24 protein-coding genes, 1 tRNA gene and 1 pseudogene are annotated in these 19,269 nt (G+C 63.0%); 8 read left to right on the top strand and 18 right to left on the bottom strand.

Annotated features, from left to right (window positions below):
• The 4 genes from EPD66_RS03265 to EPD66_RS03280 all read right to left on the bottom strand — a co-directional run bounded on the left by EPD66_RS03265 (position 1) and on the right by EPD66_RS03280 (position 1,822).
• Positions 1–603, bottom strand: coding sequence for an NADH-quinone oxidoreductase subunit C (locus EPD66_RS03265; protein WP_142847045.1), 603 nt, complete (start codon positions 601–603; stop codon positions 1–3).
• Between the two features lie 24 nt (positions 604–627).
• A complete protein-coding gene (locus tag EPD66_RS03270) occupies positions 628–1,170 on the bottom strand; it encodes an NADH-quinone oxidoreductase subunit B family protein (protein ID WP_142847046.1) in 543 nt (180 codons plus the stop codon).
• Positions 1,161–1,526, bottom strand: coding sequence for an NADH-quinone oxidoreductase subunit A (locus EPD66_RS03275; RefSeq protein WP_142847047.1), 366 nt, complete (start codon positions 1,524–1,526; stop codon positions 1,161–1,163). The genes EPD66_RS03270 and EPD66_RS03275 overlap by 10 nt, the downstream gene beginning before the upstream one ends.
• 219 nt (positions 1,527–1,745) lie before the next feature.
• Positions 1,746–1,822: transfer RNA gene (locus tag EPD66_RS03280), tRNA-Asp, on the bottom strand.
• A 427-nt stretch (positions 1,823–2,249) separates the two neighbouring features.
• Here EPD66_RS03280 and EPD66_RS03285 point away from each other — a divergent pair.
• Entirely contained in the window at positions 2,250–2,507 is a 258-nt protein-coding gene (locus tag EPD66_RS03285; protein ID WP_142847048.1) for a hypothetical protein, read from the top strand.
• Here the strand turns inward: EPD66_RS03285 and EPD66_RS03290 are convergent.
• Positions 2,497–2,919 carry a hypothetical protein gene (locus tag EPD66_RS03290; protein WP_142847049.1) on the bottom strand — a complete coding sequence of 141 codons (423 nt, stop codon included), beginning with the start codon at positions 2,917–2,919 and terminating at the stop codon, positions 2,497–2,499. The genes EPD66_RS03285 and EPD66_RS03290 overlap by 11 nt on opposite strands.
• A 142-nt stretch (positions 2,920–3,061) precedes the next feature.
• On the opposite strand from EPD66_RS03290, the gene EPD66_RS23935 reads away from it, so the two are divergent.
• From EPD66_RS23935 to EPD66_RS03305, 4 genes are all read left to right on the top strand, one after another.
• Positions 3,062–3,229, top strand: a complete 168-nt coding sequence (locus tag EPD66_RS23935) for a hypothetical protein (RefSeq protein WP_185961224.1) — start codon at positions 3,062–3,064, stop codon at positions 3,227–3,229.
• A 35-nt stretch (positions 3,230–3,264) separates the two neighbouring features.
• Complete coding sequence (locus tag EPD66_RS03295) at positions 3,265–3,471, top strand: DUF2795 domain-containing protein (RefSeq protein ID WP_185961225.1); 207 nt, start codon at positions 3,265–3,267, stop codon at positions 3,469–3,471.
• Positions 3,472–3,606: 135 nt separating this feature from the next.
• Positions 3,607–3,900 (top strand): DUF2934 domain-containing protein, encoded by a 294-nt coding sequence (locus EPD66_RS03300; RefSeq protein WP_142847050.1) that lies wholly within the window; start codon positions 3,607–3,609, stop codon positions 3,898–3,900.
• 20 nt (positions 3,901–3,920) lie between these two features.
• Positions 3,921–4,715: a peptidoglycan-binding domain-containing protein gene (locus tag EPD66_RS03305; RefSeq protein ID WP_142847051.1), complete on the top strand. Its 795-nt coding sequence runs from the start codon at positions 3,921–3,923 to the stop codon at positions 4,713–4,715.
• A 60-nt stretch (positions 4,716–4,775) separates the two neighbouring features.
• Here the strand turns inward: EPD66_RS03305 and EPD66_RS23940 are convergent, their stop codons facing one another.
• Together EPD66_RS23940 and EPD66_RS23945 are read right to left on the bottom strand one after the other, a co-directional pair.
• Positions 4,776–5,351, bottom strand: a complete 576-nt coding sequence (locus EPD66_RS23940; protein WP_185961226.1) for a DUF1080 domain-containing protein — start codon at positions 5,349–5,351, stop codon at positions 4,776–4,778.
• On the bottom strand, positions 5,348–5,671 hold the full coding sequence (locus EPD66_RS23945; protein ID WP_185961227.1) for a hypothetical protein: 324 nt from the start codon (positions 5,669–5,671) through the stop codon (positions 5,348–5,350). Before EPD66_RS23945 ends, EPD66_RS23940 begins: the two co-directional genes overlap by 4 nt.
• Positions 5,672–5,847: 176 nt before the next feature.
• Here EPD66_RS23945 and EPD66_RS03315 point away from each other — a divergent pair, with 176 nt between their 5' ends.
• Genes EPD66_RS03315 through EPD66_RS03325 form a run of 3 tightly spaced genes read left to right on the top strand, consistent with a single transcriptional unit; the run spans position 5,848 to position 11,041 of the window.
• Positions 5,848–8,121, top strand: coding sequence for a hypothetical protein (locus tag EPD66_RS03315; protein ID WP_142847053.1), 2,274 nt, complete (start codon positions 5,848–5,850; stop codon positions 8,119–8,121).
• Positions 8,118–9,392: a glycosyltransferase gene (locus EPD66_RS03320; RefSeq protein ID WP_142847054.1), complete on the top strand. Its 1,275-nt coding sequence runs from the start codon at positions 8,118–8,120 to the stop codon at positions 9,390–9,392. Before EPD66_RS03315 ends, EPD66_RS03320 begins: the two co-directional genes overlap by 4 nt.
• On the top strand, positions 9,389–11,041 hold the full coding sequence (locus EPD66_RS03325; RefSeq protein ID WP_142847055.1) for a hypothetical protein: 1,653 nt from the start codon (positions 9,389–9,391) through the stop codon (positions 11,039–11,041). The genes EPD66_RS03320 and EPD66_RS03325 overlap by 4 nt, the downstream gene beginning before the upstream one ends.
• A gap of 78 nt (positions 11,042–11,119) precedes the next feature.
• Here EPD66_RS03325 and EPD66_RS03330 read toward each other — a convergent pair whose 3' ends face one another.
• The 11 genes and pseudogenes from EPD66_RS03330 to EPD66_RS24525 form a co-directional block, all read right to left on the bottom strand.
• A complete protein-coding gene (locus tag EPD66_RS03330; protein ID WP_142847056.1) occupies positions 11,120–12,016 on the bottom strand; it encodes a LysR family transcriptional regulator in 897 nt (298 codons plus the stop codon).
• 125 nt (positions 12,017–12,141) lie between these two features.
• Positions 12,142–13,047 carry an alpha/beta fold hydrolase gene (locus tag EPD66_RS03335; protein ID WP_142847057.1) on the bottom strand — a complete coding sequence of 302 codons (906 nt, stop codon included), beginning with the start codon at positions 13,045–13,047 and terminating at the stop codon, positions 12,142–12,144.
• A 329-nt stretch (positions 13,048–13,376) separates the two neighbouring features.
• On the bottom strand, positions 13,377–14,324 hold the full coding sequence (locus EPD66_RS03340; RefSeq protein WP_185961228.1) for a site-specific integrase: 948 nt from the start codon (positions 14,322–14,324) through the stop codon (positions 13,377–13,379).
• 56 nt (positions 14,325–14,380) lie between these two features.
• On the bottom strand, positions 14,381–14,734 hold the full coding sequence (locus EPD66_RS03345) for a helix-turn-helix domain-containing protein (protein WP_185961229.1): 354 nt from the start codon (positions 14,732–14,734) through the stop codon (positions 14,381–14,383).
• Positions 14,727–14,918 carry a hypothetical protein gene (locus EPD66_RS23950; protein ID WP_185961230.1) on the bottom strand — a complete coding sequence of 64 codons (192 nt, stop codon included), beginning with the start codon at positions 14,916–14,918 and terminating at the stop codon, positions 14,727–14,729. Before EPD66_RS23950 ends, EPD66_RS03345 begins: the two co-directional genes overlap by 8 nt.
• A 16-nt stretch (positions 14,919–14,934) precedes the next feature.
• Positions 14,935–15,141 carry a hypothetical protein gene (locus EPD66_RS03350; protein WP_142847060.1) on the bottom strand — a complete coding sequence of 69 codons (207 nt, stop codon included), beginning with the start codon at positions 15,139–15,141 and terminating at the stop codon, positions 14,935–14,937.
• A 28-nt stretch (positions 15,142–15,169) separates the two neighbouring features.
• Complete coding sequence (locus EPD66_RS03355) at positions 15,170–15,535, bottom strand: hypothetical protein (RefSeq protein WP_142847061.1); 366 nt, start codon at positions 15,533–15,535, stop codon at positions 15,170–15,172.
• Positions 15,536–15,537: 2 nt separating this feature from the next.
• Complete coding sequence (locus EPD66_RS03360; protein WP_142847062.1) at positions 15,538–15,819, bottom strand: hypothetical protein; 282 nt, start codon at positions 15,817–15,819, stop codon at positions 15,538–15,540.
• Complete coding sequence (locus EPD66_RS03365; protein WP_142847063.1) at positions 15,816–17,408, bottom strand: DNA cytosine methyltransferase; 1,593 nt, start codon at positions 17,406–17,408, stop codon at positions 15,816–15,818. Before EPD66_RS03365 ends, EPD66_RS03360 begins: the two co-directional genes overlap by 4 nt.
• On the bottom strand, positions 17,405–18,139 hold the full coding sequence (locus tag EPD66_RS03370; RefSeq protein ID WP_142847064.1) for a hypothetical protein: 735 nt from the start codon (positions 18,137–18,139) through the stop codon (positions 17,405–17,407). The genes EPD66_RS03365 and EPD66_RS03370 overlap by 4 nt, the downstream gene beginning before the upstream one ends.
• Positions 18,140–18,142: 3 nt before the next feature.
• Positions 18,143–19,269 (bottom strand): annotated as a pseudogene (locus EPD66_RS24525) (bifunctional DNA primase/helicase); the annotation flags it as partial.

Raw genomic sequence — 19,269 nt, forward strand, 5'->3', positions numbered from 1 at the left:
TCAGCGTTCTCCCGCCTTCTCGTCGCCCGGCAGCATGCCGCCGCCTTCCCAGGGGCTCAGGAAGTCAAAGCTGCGGAATTCCTGTTGCAGCTTCACCGGCTCGTAGACCACACGCTTCTGCTCGTCGTCGTAACGCACTTCGACATAGCCGGTCAGCGGGAAGTCCTTGCGCAGCGGATGCCCCTCGAAGCCGTAATCGGTCAGCAGGCGGCGCAGGTCGGGATGATCGGAGAAGAAGATCCCGTACATGTCCCAGGCTTCACGCTCGAACCAGGCCGCCGTGGAGAAGACGCCGGTCACCGACGGAACGGGCGTGTCCTCGTCGGTTTCGATCTTCACGCGGATGCGCTGGTTGTGCTTCAGGCTAAGCAGGTTGTAGACGACATCGAAGCGCAGCTCGCGCGCCGGATAATCGACGCCGCACAGGTCCATCAACTGCTTGAACAGGCAGTTGCTGTCATCGCGCAGGAAGGTAAGAACCTTGACGACGGCACTGGCACGCACCGTAATCATGAGTTCGCCATGGGCGATTTCCACCTTCAGCACTTCCTGGGGAAGCGCGGCAGAGATGTAATCACCCAGGTCTTGAAGCACTTGCGTCATAGTCCCTCGCCGGTCAGGCCTGGATCAGCGGGCAATCGTGCCGGTCCGCCGGATCTTCTTCTGAAGTTGCAGGATGCCGTAGAGCAGCGCCTCGGCGGTCGGCGGGCAGCCGGGGACGTAGATGTCCACGGGCACGATGCGGTCGCAGCCGCGCACCACCGAATAGGAATAGTGATAATAGCCCCCGCCATTGGCGCAGGAGCCCATCGAGATCACCCAGCGCGGCTCGGCCATCTGGTCGTAGACCTTGCGCAGGGCCGGGGCCATCTTGTTGGTCAGCGTGCCGGCGACGATCATCACGTCGGACTGGCGCGGGCTGGGACGGAAGACGATGCCGAAGCGGTCGAGGTCGTAGCGCGAACAGGCCGTGTGCATCATCTCGACGGCGCAGCAGGCCAGACCGAAGGTCATCGGCCACATCGAGCCGGTGCGCGCCCAGTTGACCAGCTTGTCCACATTCGCCAGGACGAAGCCCTTTTCGTTGAGCTCTTCAGCCACAGCCTGCATGACGCGGTCCTGTGCGGCGCCGGGCTGCAGGGGGGCGGTGTTACCGTGGGTCACTCCCATTCCAGGGCTCCCTTCTTCCATTCATAGATGAAGCCGATGGTCAGCACGCCCAGGAAGACCATCATCGACCAGAAGCCGAACATGCCGACTTCGCCGAGCGACACCGCCCAGGGGAAGAGGAAGGCCACTTCCAGGTCGAAGATGATGAAGAGGATGGCGACGAGATAGAAACGGACCTCGAACTTGCTGCGAGCGTCGTCGAACGCATCGAAGCCGCATTCATAAGCGGAGGTCTTCTCGCTGTCAGGCCGCTGCCTTGCAGCGATATAGGAGGCGGCCACGGCAGCGCCAGCGACCACCACGGCGATGCCGATGAAGATCAGGATCGGCAGGTATTCGAGGAGCAATCCGTCCATCTTGTCTGCCCTTCAGGTAAGACGAAGCCGGTGGCGGGGTGCGGCATTTTCCTGGGCACGGTTAACCACGCAGCGGTCAAGCGACTGAGATGAAATCAGCCAAAGGAATCGCCAACGTCTGGGAAATGATGCCAAAGAATTGGTCCGCGCAACGCCTCCAAGCCGTTAACTAAATCGTTGCGCGACAGACCCGCCCGCTCCGGAAAGAATACCCGGGAATGGCGGGAGTGACGGGGCTCGAACCCGCGACCTCTGGCGTGACAGGCCAGCGCTCTAACCGACTGAGCTACACCCCCGGAGCGAACCCGCGCGAGTGGCGCTGGTTTAATCCAGCCCTGTGTCACTGTCAAGACGACAAGCCATAGAATCGCCGCGATTTCCTCCCCCAACGGGTAGGAATCGGCCCTGCCGGTGGGTCGGCCGAAAAATTGTTTTTTCGATTAACTGTTCACAAATGAATGCCGGGAATCAGAGCGATGGTCACGGAGTCATGCCTTGCGGAGGCTCAATGGAGGCACCCATTCCCGGGAATATGATGTTGAAGGCGCATATAGCTTTCGGCATAGCCTATTTCCAGGCCTCTTCCACGAAAAAAGCAGGGAAAGCCGCCCCCTGCCTCATCCGCCTCGCCGAGCCCCCTGCACGCACCCGAGGGCACCCTTATATGAATAAGGAAATGAAGACTCCGCTATCGGCGGTCCTGGGAATCGGGAGGCAGCATATATGGCGCGGATCAGCATCCTGCAACAGGCGGGAAGCCTGAGACTGATCACCGACGGGAATGACCGCTATGCGCTGGTCGAGACACGCAACGGCCATGTCTATTCCCTGCAGGGCGGGACCCGGCGAGAGGGACCGGACACGCCCGAGGGAATGGAGCGGGTGGTCGGCGAAGACGGCTGGAGCGACCGCGCCACGGCCGAGCGCCGCTTCGCCGATTTGCGGGACAGGGGCGAGGACCTCAGCAAGGTCATCTGGTAGCAGCCCCCTCTCCTTCTCCGGCGCCAGTGTCAGAAGAATCATCCTCGGGTCGCGCCGCCTCGATGGGGTCGCGCATCAGCCCTGGCTCCTGCCCGGCGGCATAGCCGTCCGCCAGTTCCCGCATCTCGGCCAGCAGCATCCGGCATTCATCGACCTGGCCGTTATCGGCCAGCACCCGCGCCGCCTCGCGCAATTGCCAGATTTCCTGCCGCGGCGTCAGCGGCTGGCCGTGAGGTTCCCGGTCCCGCTCCTCCTCCTGTGTTTCTATGCCGTAGGCAGTGATGTACCACTGGCGGGTGAAGTCCAGGACCTCGGTCCAGCATTGCCGCGCTTCGGGGTCGAAACGCTGTTCCTGACTCCCCGGCGCCTGGGACAAGGCAGGCCCAGCCTGCATCAGGAACAGGACCGCCATTACCGCCTCCTTTCCTCTTCGGATTCCCGATACGCGCGGAACACTGTTCCGCATGACATGTTCCGAAAGAAGAATTCCCGGTGAACCAAAAGGCACGCGGCCTGTTCTCTCTTGCACCACCCCCGCTCGAAAGGAGAGGCAGATGGCCGAGCAGAACAAATCCCAGAAGCAACCCGACAAGGTGATGACGCCTGGCGAATGGGCCGAGGCCGCCTCCCGCAATCCGGATGATTTCGAAGAGACCGAAAGCAAGGCAAGCGAGGTCAATCAGCAGAAAGAAAGACCCAGCGACAAGGACAAGAGCCACTGAGCACGGAGCCATTCAACTGCTAGAGGAGAAACGACATGGCCAGAGGCATGGGTGGGCATTCGCCCTCGAATATCGCCCATTTTCTCAAGAACATGGACTTCCCGGCAAAGAAGGATGACCTGGTCAAGCATGCCAAGGGCAACGATGCCGACAAGGACGTCCTGGACGTCCTGCAACAGATGCCCCAGCGCGAATACGGCAACATGGCCGATGTGATGAAGGGCCTTGGCGAAACCAAGTAGGGCTGGCCGGTCCCGTTGTCAGTTGCCTGGCGGGGGTCCTCGCGGCTCCCGCCTTTTGCATCCCTCCTCCTTGGGAACATCCCCCCGCCCCATTCGTTCTGAGTCTGGATGCAATGCTGGAGCGGAGATGGATTCATGCCGCAGCGACTCTTCCCTGTCGAAGAGCAGATTCGCCGACGGGCCTACGAGCTTTGGGAAGACCAAGGCCGCCCCGCCGGACGGGAACATGAACACTGGCTGCAGGCCGAAAGGGAAATACTCGGCCAAGGCGGCGAGGTTTCGGGCGGAGCTCCCGACCAGGCCGGCAGCCGCGTCGATCCCGCCACCGGACCGGTTTCGGGACAGGAAGCCGGTAGGCATGACGAACGCGGCGGCACGCCTTCCTCCCTGGACACGGGAATCGGGCGGGGCTCCGCAGGGCGCTCATAATTCAGAAGCAGGAGGATAGGATGAGAACAATCGTCGCCATCGCCTTGGCCGGCAGTCTCACCGTCGGCCCCGCCCTGGCCCAGGACGACGCGCCCCGGCGTCAGATGGAAAGCCTGCTGAGACAGCAGCAGCAGGAAAACATGACTCCCCGGACCGGCGGGCAGATGCAGCAGGGCCATGTCCAATACGGCACCGAACCCGGGAGGATGCAGCAAGGCATGGACCAGCATGGCTGGGGCGGCCAGCCGGACGTCATGCAGCATGGAACAATGCAGCAAGGCCTCGGCGAGCAAGGCCTCAACCAGCCCGGCACCATGCAGCAGGGTGTCCCGCCAAATGCGGTAACGGGTCAGGAGAGGGCCCTGCGGCAGCCCGGCGGCATGGATCAGATGCAGCAACGTTCCACGCCGGGGGCCGCCGCCATGCAGGGCCGGCAACCGATGGGCATGCAGGGACAGGCGGGCATGGCCGAGCAGCCCGGCATGCAGGGCATGCAACAGCGCATGAGCCCCGGTGCCCGCCAGATGCAGGGCGGCATGGGCGGCCAGGCCATGGATATTCGCCGGATGAACCGGGGAACGGTGCAGGCGCTGCAACAGCGCCTGGCGCAGCAGGGTTACCAGGTGACGCCCAGCGGGGAATTGGATACCGCGACCTTGAATGCCATGGCTGCCTATCAGGCGCGACAGGGACTGCCGGTTACCGGCGTTCCGGATCAGCAAAGCATGTCCACCCTGATGGGCCAGACCGCCCCCGGTATGCAGCCCCAGCAAGGACAGGTGCCGATGCAACAGCAGCAGCCCCAGATGCAGTGAACGGGGTTGCGCTGGCAAGACTTTGAAAACCGGGAGGAGCCGCAAGCCCCTCCCGGTTTTTCATATCACCTTTATCCGCAGATTACGGAAGCGGACGCGGGAATCCGGATGATGGTTCTGCAACCCCAGATGACCACTTCTTGGCCTTCCGCGATCCTCGGTCAATTGGGCAACGGTGATGCCGTTGAGCATCACCGTCACCACCGGCCCTTCCGCGGTAATCTGGAATTCATTCCATTCCCCCAAGGGATTGGAGGCCAGGACCTCGGCCGGGGCCAATCCATAGATCGCCCCGGTGCGGTGCAGCGGCTGGTCCAGCGCCCCGCTGCGCGGGTCGAGCCCGGTATCGTCGATCTGCACCTCCAGCCCCTGGTCCACGGCCAGCTTCCAATCCTGGTCCGGATTGTCCCTGCCCAAGGGGGGAAAGCGGATGAAAACGCCGGAATTGTCCTCTTTCTCCGTCGCCATCCATTCGATACGCAGGACGAAATCCCCGAATTCACGGTGGGGATACCAATAGAGTCCGGTGCCACCCTCGCTCTGCACCAGATCAGGGGCGAGGACAATGAATCTCCCCCGCCCGGCCATCACCCAGCCCGTATCCAAGGCGATCTTCTCGAATCCCGGCTCAGTCATCCCGGCGGCCTCGTATGCGGGGCTTTGCCCGGTTTCTTGAGGATCATCAGCCGCGCGGCAAAGAAGGCGGGCACGAAGACCAGCCCCAGGAACAGGATGGTCCCCGCCCCCATCCGCAGGATGTTCGACGCCCCCGTCAGCACCAGGATCGCGGAAAGAACGGCATAGATCACCGCCGCCGCAATGGTGAAAACGCTGGCGAAGATCATCCAGGCAGCGAAAGGCTGATGGTCCGGATGGCGCTTTCTGTTCACGTAGGGTACGGCCAATGCCAGAACCGCGACCCATATGACGAGCATGAGGACGAGATCGGTCGTCATGGGCGGCTTCCTCGTCTTGGCTGTTTATCCATATTTCTCGCTGTCCTCTCATGTGGCCGCGAACGCGACTTTTCCAATTCTCCTGAGGGCAGGGCTGCGCGGCGGGAATGATGGCCCCATATGCTCTTACGGATCATTGCCCAACATGCGACGCAGAAGAGGAGGAAGGCCCGGCCATGCTATGGAAGTGGCTCCCCTGGCAATACATGGTGCGCCGTGCCGCACGCGCCCACGGCTTTATCGATCCCATGGCCCTGCTGGCCCGGCTGCAGGGTTTCGCGCAGCCTTCCGAGGTCGCCGAGCCCATCGAATTACTGCGCGCCGGGGTGGTGTTCCATGCCCGTGGCCTGATCAACAGCCGCGTGATCCAGCACAACCGGGATTGGGTCTGGCCCTATTGGGTGGAACGCCAGTTCGACCCCAAGGACATCTCCTTCGTTCCGCGCGCCTTTTCCATCACCCATGTCAATCTGAGCCAGCGCAACTGGACGGCCGTGGGCATGCCCGACAACAATGAATTACCCATTGTCGACGCGCGCGGCCTGCTCACTCCCTTCTTCGACGGCTGGTCGCTGGATGCCTGGGTGATGAGCGACGACGGGCGCATCCTGCTGCCCTCGCGCGTCAGCCATGGCGACAAGGGCCATGCCGACCAGAGCCTGGAACTGGGCGACGGGCTGGCGGTCGTCACGCGCACCAATCAGGAGCGCCTGTCCCTGATCACCCGGGCCGAAGTGGCACAGGAAGGCGGCCGCCAGATCTGCCGGCAGACGGTGACCGCCGAAGCCGATGCCGAAGGATGGGTGATCGTCACCCTGCGGCCCTACAATCCCGAAGGCGTCAGCCTGGTACAGAAGGTGCGCCTGTCGGGCGACCGGCGCAGCTGGTCCGTCGAAGGCGGCACGCCCGAAACATCTGGGAAGACGGTCGTGTTCGACCAGCCCGCCGACCGCCATCATGTCTCGCCCTACGGCAATGGCGACGTCTACATCCATCTCAACGACCTCAGCGACGAGACCGCGGGCGAATGCGACGTGGGTATGCTGACCGTGGCCGCCCTGTTCCGCCTTCAGCCCGGCGCGCCGAAGAAGGTGGTGGTGGACATCCCGCTGGAGGGTTCCCCGTCCAGCGTTAGCTGGAGCAAGGCCCTGGAAGGCCATTGCCGCCTGACCGTTCCCGACGTCCGCTTCCAGCGTCTTTACGATACGGCCATCCGTTCGCTGGTGCTGCATTCCTCGGAAGACATCTATCCCGGCCCCTATACCTACAAGCGCTTCTGGTTCCGCGATGCCGCCTTCATCATCCATGCCCTGCTCTGCGCCGGGCTGACCGACCGCGCCGAACGGTCGCTCGACCGCTTCCCCTCGCGCCAGAAGGCCAACGGCTATTACCATTCCCAGGATGGCGAATGGGATTCCAACGGCGAGGCCATCTGGATCCTGGAACGCTTCTGCCGCATGACCAACCGCAAGCCCAAGTCCGAATGGTGGGAGTCCATCAAGAAGGGTGCCCGTTGGATCGGCGGCAAGCGGCTGAAAGGCGGCGGCGACGAATTGCATGCCGGATTGCTGCCCGCCGGCTTCTCGGCCGAGCATCTGGGCCCCAACGATTATTACTACTGGGACGATTTCTGGGGCTTGGCCGGATTGCAGGCCGCCATGCGCATGGCCGCCAGCCTGGGCGATTCCGCCACGCGCGCGGAATTCTCCTGCGAAGCCGGAGCCTTCGCCCAGGCTATCGACCGCAGCCTGGAAAAGGTCCGCCAGCGGCTGAAGCGCCCCGCCCTGCCCGCCGCGCCGGGCCGACGCCTGGATGCCGGGGCAGTCGGTTCGCTGGTCCTGTCCTATCCGCTGGCGCTGTGCCCGCCACGGGACGAGCGCGCCCTGGATACGGCGGAATACCTGATGGATGCCTGCTTCGTCGATGGCGCCTTCTTCCAGGACATGATCCACAGCGGCCTGAACGCCTACTTGACATTGCATGTCGCCCAGGTACTGCTACGTGGCGGTGACCCCCGCTATTGGGACCTGATGCGCATTGTCGCCAATCTCGCCTCGCCCACCGGACAATGGCCCGAAGCCATTCACCCCCATTCCGGCGGCGGCTGCATGGGCGACGGCCAGCATATCTGGGCGGCCGCTGAATGGGTCCTGATGGTCCGTAACTGTTTCCTGCGCGAGGAAGAAGACATGCTGGTTCTGTGTTCCGGCGTCCCCCAGGAATGGCTGGGAGAACGACCGGTGAGCCTGGGCCCCGCCCCCACCACTTTCGGTACCGTCACCGTTACGGCGGCCATGCGCAATGCGGACGAGGTCGAAGTGACCTGGCAGGCCGACTGGCATGACGGCAAGGCGCCGCCGGTCCAGGTCCGTCTGCCCGGCTACGATCCCGTGGAAATCGGCGGCGAGGCCGGTTCCGTCATCATCGGCAGGGTTGGTGTCGCATCATGAACATCATGATGATGACCAATACCTACGCCCCTCATGTGGGGGGCGTGGCCCGCTCGGTGGATGCCTTCACCCAGGCATACCGCCGCCTCGGACACAAGGTCCTGGTGGTCGCCCCGGAATTCGAGGACATGCCCGAGCATGAGCAGGATGTCGTCCGGGTTCCCGCCCTCCAGCATTTCAACGGCAGCGACTTCTCCGTCGTCCTGCCCGTACCCGGCCTGCTCGACGAGGCCATCGAGGCCTTCGCCCCGGAGCTGATCCACGCCCATCACCCCTTCCTGCTGGGCTCGACGGCGCTGCGCCTGTCGCGGCGCCTGGACCTGCCGCTGGTCTTCACCCATCACACCATGTACGAGCAGTACACTCATTACGTGCCGGGCGATTCGGAAACCCTGCGCCGTTTCGTGGTCAATCTCTCGACCAGCTACGCCAATCTCTGCGACCACATCTTCGCCCCCAGCGAGTCGGTGGCCGATATCCTCCGCGAGCGCAATGTGGAGACGCCCATCACCGTGATCCCCACCGGCGTCAGGCTGGAAGAATTCGATCGCGGCAGCGGGCCCGGCATGCGCGCCGTGCTGGATATTCCACCCGATGCCTTCCTGGTCGGCCATGTCGGACGGCTGGCGCCGGAAAAGAACTTGGAATTCCTCGCCCGCGCCGTGATCGCTTTCATGGCCGCCGAACCGCGCGCCCATTTCCTGCTGGTCGGCAAGGGTCCTTCGGAAAAGGTGGTCCGCGAGGCTTTCGTCCGCGCCGGCCTGACCAGCCGCCTGCACATGCCCGGCCAGTTGGAGGGTGCCATGCTGGCCTCCGCCTATCGTGCCATGGACGTCTTCGCCTTCGCTTCGCAAAGCGAGACTCAGGGAATGGTCCTGGCCGAGGCCATGGCCGCTGGCGTGCCGGTGGTGGCGGTCGATGCGCCCGGCTGCCGCGAAGTGGTGCGCGACCGGCGGAACGGCTGCCTGCTGCCCGCCGAGAACGAAGTGACCTTCGCCGGGGCGCTGATGTGGATGTCGCGCCTTTCTCCCGATGAACGGGCCGGTATCCTGCAAGAGGTACGGGAAACCGCAGTGGCCTTCTCGCTGGAACGGTCGGTGGAACGGGCCGTGGGGATTTACCGGGAATTGACGCTGGAACGGCGCCTGAAGAAGGACAGCGAAGCCGAACTCAGCGGCTGGAGCGCCGCCCTGCGCATGATCCGTGCCGAATGGGATCTTTTGGTCGGCGCGGCCACCGGAAGCGAACATCGCGAACGGCCCAGGCAATGAAGATACGCCGCCTTTCCGTACTATGGCGCAGCCTGCGCCGCCGCTTCAACCGCAGCGAATTCGCCATCCGCCTGTTGCGGCTGTCGCGCGACACCCATGCCCCCAGCCAGAAGGGGCTGGTGCTGATCCAGGTGGACGGCCTTGCCTTCGAGCAATTGAAGCGGGCCCTGGCCAACAACCGCATGCCGTTCCTCAAGCGCCTGATCCGCAAGAAGGATCACGAATTGCACCGCATGTATTCCGGCCTGCCCTCGACCACCCCGGCGGTCCAGGCGGAATTGTTCTACGGCGTCAAATCGGCCGTCCCGGCCTTCAGTTTCCGCGACAGCCATTCCGGTCAGGTGGTGCGCATGTTCTCGCCCGGCGCGGCCTCGGAGATCGAAGCCCGCCTGTGCAGTTGCGGCCGCCCCCTGATGACCGGCGGCAGCGCCTATTCCAACATCTTCACCGGTGGCGCCAGCGAGGAAGAAGCGCATTTCTGCTCGTCCGCTTTGGGGCTGGGACCGATCCTGCGCTCGGCCCGTCCCTTCTCGCTGGCCCTGCTGGTCCTGACCAATCTCTACAGCTTCCTGCGCATCTTCGCCCTGCTGATGCTGGAATTCGGCCTCGCCCTCTGGGATGCCCTGCACGGCATCATGAAGGGCCACCGCCTGACCCAGGAAATGAAGTTCGTTCCCGTGCGCGTCGCCATCGCGGTCGGCCTGCGCGAATTGATCACCATCGGCGCCAAGATCGACATCGCCCGCGGCTTGCCCGTGGTCCAGCTCAATTTCCTGGGCTATGACGAGCAATCCCACCGGCGTGGTCCCTCCTCCTATTTCGCCCATTGGGGGCTGAAGGGCATCGACGATTCCATCGCCCGCATCTGGCGCGCCGCCAAGGGGCCGACGGCGGGCCGGGAATACGAGGTCTGGATCTATTCCGACCACGGCCAGATCGATGCCACCTCCTATCACAAGATCCATGGCCGCATGATCGAAGCCGCCATCTCGGACGCCTTTTCCGAATTGCGGGTACAGCGCCGGGGCGGCGAAGCCAGCATGCAATACCAGCGGGCCGACCTTCTGGACCTGCGCTGGCTGAAGAAGATGGTTCCCGGCACCACGCTCGAGGATGACGACGATCCCGACAGCGCCTTCGTCGTCACGGCCCTGGGACCGGTGGGGCTGGTCTATGCCCGCCGCCCTCTGGCCGAGGGCGAGCGCGAACGCTTGGCCGAAGCCCTGGCGGTGAAGGCCAAGGTTCCCCTGGTCCTGGTCGCCGGCGGCCCCGGCCTCGCCCGGGCCTGGACCGAGGAAGGGGAATTCCAGCTGCCGCGCGACCGCGTACAGCTGTTGGGGGCGGACCATCCCTTCCTGGATGCCGCCGCCGAGGACCTTGTCGCCCTGGCCCATCACGTCGATGCCGGAGACATGGTGATCTGCGGCTGGCGCCATGGTGTGCGCCCAATCAATTTCGCCATCGAGAACGGCTCCCATGGCGGCGCCTCGCCGGAAGAAACCAGCGCCTTCCTGCTGCTGCCCCCCGACACTCGCCTGCCCGACCACGACCTGCTGCGCCCCCTCGTCTTCCACGAAGCCGCCTTGCGCTTCCTGGGCCGGTGGGAAGAGGCCGAAGCCGGCGAACGCGAAGCCGAAAAGGCGCAGTGAAGCGCTATCGCCTTCGGGAATCCGAGCTGAAGGAAAACTCCTCCGGCGGCTGGGAAGCAGGGTGTTCCGGAAAGGAGATCAGGCCCGATCGCTCCGGCAACATTCCCTGACGACATCGAGGAAGCTGCCTAGGGTGTTGGAGGTGTTGGATTTCCGGTATGCGACGTGGAGTTCGATCACATTTCCGCAGGACTGGAACGGAACGAAGGTGACACCGGGCGGGGCGATATTCTTGACCCATTCCGGCACCAAGGCGATGCCGAGGCCATGCGCCACGAAGCGAAGCAGGGTCGACTTGTCCATGACCTCGCACACGATGTTCGGCTGTGCGCCAAGCTGCCGGAAGCCGCTCCAAAGCGTCTCGTGCAGGATCGGCCGCGCATGTTTGGGATAGCCGACAACCGGCTGATCCAAGATGTCCGAAACGGAAAGCGAGGCAGCCTTCGCCAAGGGATTCGTCTCGGCCAACACCACCACGACAGGCTGACGGTAAAGGAATTCGCTGGCGATGAAGTCATCGGCGCAAGGAGAACGGATGAAAGCGACATCCGTCCGGTGACTGACCAGTTCCTGGAGATGCTGTTCGGAAGAGGAGATCTCCAGCAATTGCACATGCACCTTCGGGTCCGTTTTCCGGAACGCCAGCAAGGCACGGGGCAGCAACATGGTAATGGCCTCGTCCACCCCGCTCACCCGGATATGGCGCAGGTCGGATTCGGCAGTGCGACGGATGTTGGAAAGTGATGTTTCGATATCCGCGAGAATCTTCTTCGCGTCCTTGACGAACTCCGCCCCCGCCTGGGTCAGGCTGACCTGACGAGTCGTGCGGAAAAGGAGCCGGGCGCCGATCTCGTATTCGAGGGCGGAAATGCGTTCGGACAAGGCGGACTGGCTGAGCCCCAGACGCTCGCTCGCGCGGCGGAAATGAAGTTCTTCCGCGACGGCAACAAAACATTCCAGCTGCCTGATATCCAAGCCGATTCCTTCCACGCAATGACAGGGAACTGCCGACGGGGGCGCATTCACTCCGCCCGCCGAACTCCGCCTCGCGGATCATACACCCTGCGTACCTCCACGCGCTCGTCCTGTCCGCGTCCGGCTCACCGACCCGCTTTTTCCGGAGACACGTGACGGGCAAAGAAGCTGGTCATCTGGGCGACGATCTCATCCGGGATTTCCTCGGCCATGTAATGGGTGGCGTCGAGGGCCCTCCCTTCGACCCGTTCCGCGCGCTGGCGCCACAGATCCAGTGCGTCGAAGCAGCTCTCGATCACACCGCGCCTTGCCCAGAGCGCCAGAACTGGCATCGCGAGTTTCCGACCCTGATCGGCATCGTCATGGTCGATATCGATGCTCGCCGCCGCACGGTAATCCTCGCAGCTGGCATGAATGGCGCTCGGGTCCGAGAATGCCGCCAAATATTCCGCCAAAGCCTCGGGGGCAAACGGAGTCCCGCCGCCTGCCTGATTGAAGCATTTCAGCTTCCAGTAGCCTTCGGGATCGGCGCCGATCATCTGCTCGGGGATTGGGTGGTTCTGGATCAGGAAGAACCAGTGCCAATAGGCCTGGGCAAATTTGGCGGTGGTCCCGGCATACATTTCGCGGGTGGGGGCGATGTCCAGGAGGGTCATCGCGATGACCCGTTCCGGATGGTCGAGGCCCAGCCGATGGGCCACCCGTGCCCCGCGGTCATGAGCCCCCACCAGAAACCGCTCATGCCCCAGCCGCCTCATCACGGCGACGATGTCCCGTGCCATGGCGCGCTTGGAATAGGGCTCATGCGAGGGATTGGAGATCGGCTTGTCCGACCGGCCATATCCGCGCAAATCGGGGCAAATGACCTGATACGACCGGGCAAGTTCCGGGGCGACCCGGTGCCACATGGCCGAGGTCTGCGGATAACCATGCAAGAGCACAAGCGGCGGTGCGTCCTGGGGACCGGCACGGCGGACAAACAGGAAAGCGCCTTCGCCTTCGATCCGCTCCTCCACAAAACCCTGAAACATTTCGGCCCCTCCGGGAAAGTCATGGCTTTCCCATTATCCCAGGAGCATCCGAAAAAATTGTTCGGAAATAATGATCAGTTATGCCGAACGCAGGGAGGAGATACGGAAACGAGGAAAGAACATAAAGAGAACATTATACAGGTCTATTTCGGGACTATCGTCCCGGAACCTGCTGAAAAGTGCGCAAACGACCTCTTTTGGCGGGCTTGCCAAAGTGTCTAAAACCCCTTACAAAGCGCGGCACGGGGTGTAGCTCAGCCTGGTAGAGCGCCAGCTTTGGGATCAGTCGCCTGCCTTCTCCCCCGCTCCCTCTGTAATCCGCAATTTTTCTAGGCCTTCTGGCGCTTGCGCTTGGAGGCTTGAGGCTTTTGTTCGGGACTATTCCGGGACTGGGCGGCTGTCATAGCGGCGAGGATGTCGTCATGCATGGCATGAGCATAGCGCGCGGTGGTGTGGATGTCGGTGTGGCCCAGCATCTTCTGCACCACCTTGAGATTCCCGCTGGCGCGCAGGGTTCGGGTCGCGGCGGTATGGCGGGTGTCGTGGAAACGGAAATCCTCGATGTCGGCGGCGTTCAGGGCGTCTTTCCACTTTTTGCGCCACCCGTCCTTGGAATAGGGATAGCGTTCCCCCTTCTGGCGGCTCTGGCGCGATTTTTCACAGACATAGGTGAAGACGTAGATCGGGTGGTGGCCGACCTGGTTGGCCAGCAGAACGCGCATCGCCGGGGTGATGGGCAGAGTGTGGATGCGCCCGCCGGGCTTGGAAGACTTCATCTTCATGGTGATGACGCCGGCCTGCAGGTCAATCTGCTTCCAGGTCAGCCGGATCACGTTAGCCAGGCGCATACCGGCCATGATGGCGAACTCCACCATGGGCCGCATGTCCTCGCGCAGATGCTTGAAGAGCTTTTCCTGTTCCTCGGCCGTCAGTTCGCGGACGCGCTCGTCAGGCTCCTCGAGGAGATGCAGGCTCCAGTCGATCTCCTCCCCCATCTCGACTTTCCAGACACGCTTCGCGCGGCGGAAGACCCTGCGCAACAGCTCAGTATCCCGGTTCACGGTGCCAGGGGCGACAAGGGTGTCCTTGTAACGTGCCTTCTGTCCCCGGCGCTTGGCCACAAACAGGGCTACCTGGTTGTCAGTGATCTCTGACAGCAGGCGCGACTTGCCGATCAATTCGTTGAGGCGGGCCATGCGGGCGAAATCGTCATTGGCGCTCGCCCTGTGCTGGCTGACCTCCGTCCAGTACCGGCCCAAGGCTTGGTCTAGGGTCATCTTAGGTTTTTCCCCAAGATGAATCTGCCTGGCCGCCTCCCGGCGTTTCTCGGCTTCTATCGCTTTGGCGTCTTCCCGGCCCGTTGCGCCTGTAGATCCGTGAAAGCGACGACCTTGGATGACAAAGTCATAGTGGTAGTGCGGCGAGTTTTTTGGCCGGTAGACCGACATGGTGGGATAGCATCTCGCTGACGGTTGAGGTAATCGCGCAGATCCTGCCGCGTAAATTTGCGCCGCTTGCCGACCAGGACAAAACGAATTTTTCGGGCTCTCACTTCCCGGCGGAAAACCTTTTCGGAAATTCCTAACTCCGCAGCGGCCTCGGCGGCGCTCATCAGCGAGACAGGACTGGATACTTCGGCGATCGCTGCGATCAGGGTCTGGGCCAACTGGTCGATCTGCTCAACCATTCTTTCCCCTCTCACCTTCGTTGAGCAAATCAATGATGCGATCGCGTAGCGCCTCGTCGCCATGCACCTCAATAGCTCCATAGCGCCAGTCCCTACCGGCTCTAATGTGAACAAGATAGGTGACTTCTCGCTGTCCCACATCGGGCGGCATAGTGCCGCCCACTTTGGCAAACGGAATAGTCATTCGGGTGCCTCCTGCGTTACAGCTTGAGCACCTTGCCGTCGGGGAGCAGCACGCCGAGGTGCACGTCCTTCAGCCGGTAGGTGTTCTGGTTCCCGTTGATGAAGAAGTCGTCGTAGCGGTAGCGGAACGTAACCGGAAACCAGACACCCGGTTTCGTTTGGTGGGCGTATTCACTCGACGGCTTGAGGCGGGCGACGAACGGGCAGTCTTCTTGCTGATCCATGGTCATTCCTCGGTCTGCAAAGGGGACATCAGTATGATTTGCCGCCGGCAGCAGCGCGGGCCGCCGGCTTGTGGTCGGCGCGCTGGGCGTTGAAAGCCATCTTCTCTTCGACGGCGCCGCCGAGGTCCAAGCCGAGGGCGCCGGCCAGATCGGCGATGCGGATCAGCGCGTCGGCCAACTCGACCTCGATCATGGGCCGGTGCGGAAGCTTGTCGTCCATCAGGCCCTTGCGGTGGCCTTCCATGGCCTCGCTGATTTCAGAGTGGATCAGGCACAGCTTGGCGGGGACAACGTGTCGATCACCGTGAATGTCGGTGTTCGCCCACCATCCGGCGGCGGTGCTAGCGCCGTGCGCCGCGCTCACCACGGCGTTGATTTTCGATTTCAGTTCCATGGTCATTCTCCGGTCTGCAAAGGGGAGGCCTTCAGGCCCCAGTTGATGTAGAGCGCCGAAAAGGTCGGCAGGCGTTCAAGAAGGCCATCCCGCATCATACGTTCGCATTCCCGGCGAACCTGAGACGTACTCAGGCTTGTGAATGGCGCGGGGCCGCCGTTCCGGTCGCGCATGGTGAGCCAATTGCGCAGCACATAGGTCCAGCATGGCCCCTGCTCGCGCAGCACTTCGATGATGGCTGCCCGAAGACGCGCGCGTTCATCATCATAGGGATCAATGTTCATTGGGCAGCCTCCAGCTTGACCGCCAGCTCTGGCGCGTTGGCTCCGACCATTGCGGCCGCCATCGGCGGACAGACCGAATTGCCGCACATGCGGACCTGGCTGTACTTCGGCAGGGGGCGACCGCCATATTCGAAATCGATGATGTAGCTGTCCGGAAAACCTTGAGCTCTGTACAGTTCGCGGGGCGTCAGCATGCGCAAACCGATATCGGCGATCTGCCATGTGGTGCCAGCCACCGTGACCAAGCCGAAGCGATCTCGGGTCGGAATGGTATGCAGCGGATCCCGGCAATCCTGGGCCGGCGCACCCTGGCTGTAATATTTGGTCAAGAAAGCCCGGACCTCGCCGAAATGCTGACCCTGCGCACTGATCGTATGCAGCGGATCGTTGACCGACTGCCCGTCAGCGCAAGTACCGCGCAGTTTGACCAGATGGCTGGTGACAAGACCCTGATGGCTGCCGGTACCCAGCACGGTCGAGACCGGCTCGCGGGCATCATGGCCGGTGACGCCGGTGTTGTGCTGGGCGAGCCAGGCAGCGACCAAGCCGATAGGCGCGGCGCCACCCGGATGATGATTGGAGTGCGAGCAGGTGATTGTGTGAACCGGCTCTTCTATGCCGGAGCCGATACTGCCATTCCGGAACTTAGTCAAAAACGGCGCAATCAGCGCCAGCTCCCCCCGCTTGGCAGTGGTGATCGTCCGCACAGGCTCATGGATGCCATGGACCCGATAATCACCCTGATGCGTGACCGGAATGATGAACGGGTCCGCATGATTGAGGATATAGCGATTCAGCCCGTTGAAGATGCGGCGCATGGTGGCCTCTGCCAACGGCTTGTCACGGTCGAAGATGGAGCGGCAAGGGACGGACCACTCGATGATTTCCGCCGCTGTTCTCCAAGGCTGACGGTTCCCCACCACAACTTCCCCACTATCGGGGGCGCCATGTGTCGGCGCGGGCCATACGATGGGTTCACCATCCATGCGCGCGACTAGAAACAGCCGCTTGCGGATCGTCGGGGCGCCGTAATCACAGGCGCGCAGCTCGCGCCACTCCACCCGGTAGCCCAGACGCTTCAGTTCGCCCACCCACTGGCGGAATGTCTCGCCCTTTCGCTCCGGACAAGGCGCCCCATCTTCAAGCAGCGGCCCCCAGGACTGGAATTCTTCGACATTTTCGAGGCAGATCACGCGGGGGCGGATGTGGCGCGGCAGCTTGGCATAGGCCACCACGATCCAGGCCAGATCACGGATGTTCTTGCTGCGCGGCTTGCCGCCTTTGGCCTTGCTGAAATGCTTGCAATCCGGCGAAAACCAAGCCAACCCGATGGGGCGGCCTGACGCCACCTCAGCCGGGTTCACTTGCCAGATATTCTGGCAGTAATGAACCGTGCCCGGGTGGTTGATGGCGTGCATGGCCACCGCTTCCGGATCATGATTGATCGCCACGTCTGGTGAGCGGCCAAGGGCCATCTCAATCCCGGTCGAGGCCCCGCCGCCACCAGCGAAGCTGTCGACGATGATTTCCCGCCCTTCAGGGCGCGCGAGGATTGCCGGCGCATGGCCAGCGAAGAGATCGAGCTTCATTCTTTCCCTCCGCTCAACATTCCCGCCTCTTTGCGGGCGGCCGCCTGGCGGCGTTCCATCAAGGTGATGTTGAGGAGAGGCACGCCGGCGTCGGAGACACGCTGCTGGGCGGTGCCCAAATCCAGAACCGGGACACCCAGGGCGGAAAGAGCGGCGGCCGCCACATCGCTGGCTGGTCCGTCATCGAGAAGGGCCGAGCGGAACGTGCCGTACAGGAAGCCGTCGACAAACAGCCATCGACCGTTCTCGTCCCTGGACAGGAAGCTGCCGTCAATCTTGAAGGCGCGTGTCGTCTCGTTGCCGTCGACGATCTCGACGTTCAGCAGGTAGCCGCCTTCTCTGACCAGCAGCTTACCGGCGAAGGTGGCTTCCTGGCCTTCGGCGGCGGCCGCGCAGGCACTGCACAAGCCCGTGGCGGTCCAATGACAGGGTTCTTCGCCGACCGTGGCGCAGCTGCAGGCGTCGGTACATCCGCATCCCGGGCAGGCCTGGACGCCGATAAGGGCGAGATCCGGCAGGCGCAGGAGATCAGGCAGAAGCCCATGATCGGCAGCAATCATCTTGGCCGCATGGGCGCCTTCGTGGGCGGCAGCGATATAGCCCTGCAGCGGGGCCAAGCCCCGGTCCTCGCCCTCAGCGCCGATGACGGAAATCAAGGCCGCGATCCCGAAGGCCCGCTGTGCTTCTTCGGGCAGGCTGTCCCATGCGGCGGCAGCATCGAATCTGTTCATGGCTTATTTCTCCCGTTCGAAGATCCAGCACTTCACCGTCTTACCCTGGCCGTTATGGGCCTCGATGGCGCTGTTCACGGCCTTGATGCCGATGAAGCGGCGGCTGCGGCTGGTCTTGAGGTGTGTCTTCAGGTCTTTCAGCGGGGGGAGCGGCTGGTTCTGCGACGCGGCGATACGCTGAAAGTAATTGAGATTGATGGCGATCACGGTGCCATCCCTGCTGTGATTCATGATGTGGTCGCCCAGGTAGTCGTAGAGTTCCCAGAACTCCTCGACGATCGGGTGATCAGCAGCGAGTGCGCGCTGGCGCTGGACGGCGGCATCGCGCAGGGCCTGAAGGATCTCCTCGCGCCAGGCGACAGGCATCTTGATCAGGTCGGCCAGCGCGAGGGTCAGGGCCATCAACTGGCCGTGATTCTTGCCTATGCGCTGAAGCCGGATCTCGGGGTGGCGCATCAACTCGGCCTCGAACCGGGGGGTCTCCTTCCGCACCGTTTCCATCACCATCCGCTCGGCGCGGGTGGCCATGATCAGGAAGTGGCTGACGGTTTCGACCGGCACCGAAGCCAGGGCATCGGCAGCTGCCCGGCTGGCCGAGGTATGGCCCGAGGTGTCGAAGTGGACATGGACGATACGCTGCATGATCGCTTCGGAGGCGTTCACGGCAGCATTCTGGCTGATCAGGATCGAGCCCCGGAAAGGCGGCTCGTTGGTTTCGTTGCCGCCGTTATGCACGCCGGTGGCCCGGCTGGGGCGGCCGTTATAGGCAGTCTTCAGTTCGTCCCAATCGAACTGCCTAGCCTTGGCGCTGTCCTCGCGGTCGCTTTCGATCAGCGACACGGGCAGGTTGGCCACCTGGGTCATGTTGCGCGAGCGTGCGGCCTGGGTGGATTTGTTGGGGTCGAAGCCTTCGTAATCGGTACGGCCGACCAGCTTCCAGAGGAATTCGATCAGGGTCGATTTACCGGCGCCGGCCTCGCCCACGACTTCAAGGAAGGGGTAGCTTTTGTGGATCTCGCGGATCTGTTCGGCGAATAGGCTGCCGAAGAACCAGACCAGGGCGATCAAGCCCCGGGCGCCAAAAGCAGTGTGGATGTCATTCAGCCAGTCCTGGCGGTATTCCCGCTGGT

Origin of the sequence: Telmatospirillum sp. J64-1 (assembly GCF_006980715.1) — a bacterium.
Classification (GTDB): Bacteria; Pseudomonadota; Alphaproteobacteria; order Rhodospirillales; family Magnetospirillaceae; genus Oleiliquidispirillum; species Oleiliquidispirillum nitrogeniifigens.

Excerpts from the sequence above, each read along its gene's own strand:
- EPD66_RS03265 (WP_142847045.1), bottom strand. The coding sequence starts at position 603 with ATGACGCAAGTGCTTCAAGACCTGGGTGATTACATCTCTGCCGCGCTT.
- EPD66_RS03270 (WP_142847046.1), bottom strand. The coding sequence starts at position 1,170 with ATGGGAGTGACCCACGGTAACACCGCCCCCCTGCAGCCCGGCGCCGCA.
- EPD66_RS03275 (WP_142847047.1), bottom strand. The coding sequence starts at position 1,526 with ATGGACGGATTGCTCCTCGAATACCTGCCGATCCTGATCTTCATCGGC.
- EPD66_RS03285 (WP_142847048.1), top strand. The coding sequence starts at position 2,250 with ATGGCGCGGATCAGCATCCTGCAACAGGCGGGAAGCCTGAGACTGATC.
- EPD66_RS03290 (WP_142847049.1), bottom strand. The coding sequence starts at position 2,919 with ATGGCGGTCCTGTTCCTGATGCAGGCTGGGCCTGCCTTGTCCCAGGCG.
- EPD66_RS23935 (WP_185961224.1), top strand. The coding sequence starts at position 3,062 with ATGGCCGAGCAGAACAAATCCCAGAAGCAACCCGACAAGGTGATGACG.
- EPD66_RS03295 (WP_185961225.1), top strand. The coding sequence starts at position 3,265 with ATGGCCAGAGGCATGGGTGGGCATTCGCCCTCGAATATCGCCCATTTT.
- EPD66_RS03300 (WP_142847050.1), top strand. The coding sequence starts at position 3,607 with ATGCCGCAGCGACTCTTCCCTGTCGAAGAGCAGATTCGCCGACGGGCC.
- EPD66_RS03305 (WP_142847051.1), top strand. The coding sequence starts at position 3,921 with ATGAGAACAATCGTCGCCATCGCCTTGGCCGGCAGTCTCACCGTCGGC.
- EPD66_RS23940 (WP_185961226.1), bottom strand. The coding sequence starts at position 5,351 with ATGACTGAGCCGGGATTCGAGAAGATCGCCTTGGATACGGGCTGGGTG.
- EPD66_RS23945 (WP_185961227.1), bottom strand. The coding sequence starts at position 5,671 with ATGACGACCGATCTCGTCCTCATGCTCGTCATATGGGTCGCGGTTCTG.
- EPD66_RS03315 (WP_142847053.1), top strand. The coding sequence starts at position 5,848 with ATGCTATGGAAGTGGCTCCCCTGGCAATACATGGTGCGCCGTGCCGCA.
- EPD66_RS03320 (WP_142847054.1), top strand. The coding sequence starts at position 8,118 with ATGAACATCATGATGATGACCAATACCTACGCCCCTCATGTGGGGGGC.
- EPD66_RS03325 (WP_142847055.1), top strand. The coding sequence starts at position 9,389 with ATGAAGATACGCCGCCTTTCCGTACTATGGCGCAGCCTGCGCCGCCGC.
- EPD66_RS03335 (WP_142847057.1), bottom strand. The coding sequence starts at position 13,047 with ATGTTTCAGGGTTTTGTGGAGGAGCGGATCGAAGGCGAAGGCGCTTTC.
- EPD66_RS03340 (WP_185961228.1), bottom strand. The coding sequence starts at position 14,324 with ATGACCCTAGACCAAGCCTTGGGCCGGTACTGGACGGAGGTCAGCCAG.
- EPD66_RS03345 (WP_185961229.1), bottom strand. The coding sequence starts at position 14,734 with ATGGTTGAGCAGATCGACCAGTTGGCCCAGACCCTGATCGCAGCGATC.
- EPD66_RS23950 (WP_185961230.1), bottom strand. The coding sequence starts at position 14,918 with ATGACTATTCCGTTTGCCAAAGTGGGCGGCACTATGCCGCCCGATGTG.
- EPD66_RS03350 (WP_142847060.1), bottom strand. The coding sequence starts at position 15,141 with ATGGATCAGCAAGAAGACTGCCCGTTCGTCGCCCGCCTCAAGCCGTCG.
- EPD66_RS03355 (WP_142847061.1), bottom strand. The coding sequence starts at position 15,535 with ATGGAACTGAAATCGAAAATCAACGCCGTGGTGAGCGCGGCGCACGGC.
- EPD66_RS03360 (WP_142847062.1), bottom strand. The coding sequence starts at position 15,819 with ATGAACATTGATCCCTATGATGATGAACGCGCGCGTCTTCGGGCAGCC.
- EPD66_RS03365 (WP_142847063.1), bottom strand. The coding sequence starts at position 17,408 with ATGAAGCTCGATCTCTTCGCTGGCCATGCGCCGGCAATCCTCGCGCGC.
- EPD66_RS03370 (WP_142847064.1), bottom strand. The coding sequence starts at position 18,139 with ATGAACAGATTCGATGCTGCCGCCGCATGGGACAGCCTGCCCGAAGAA.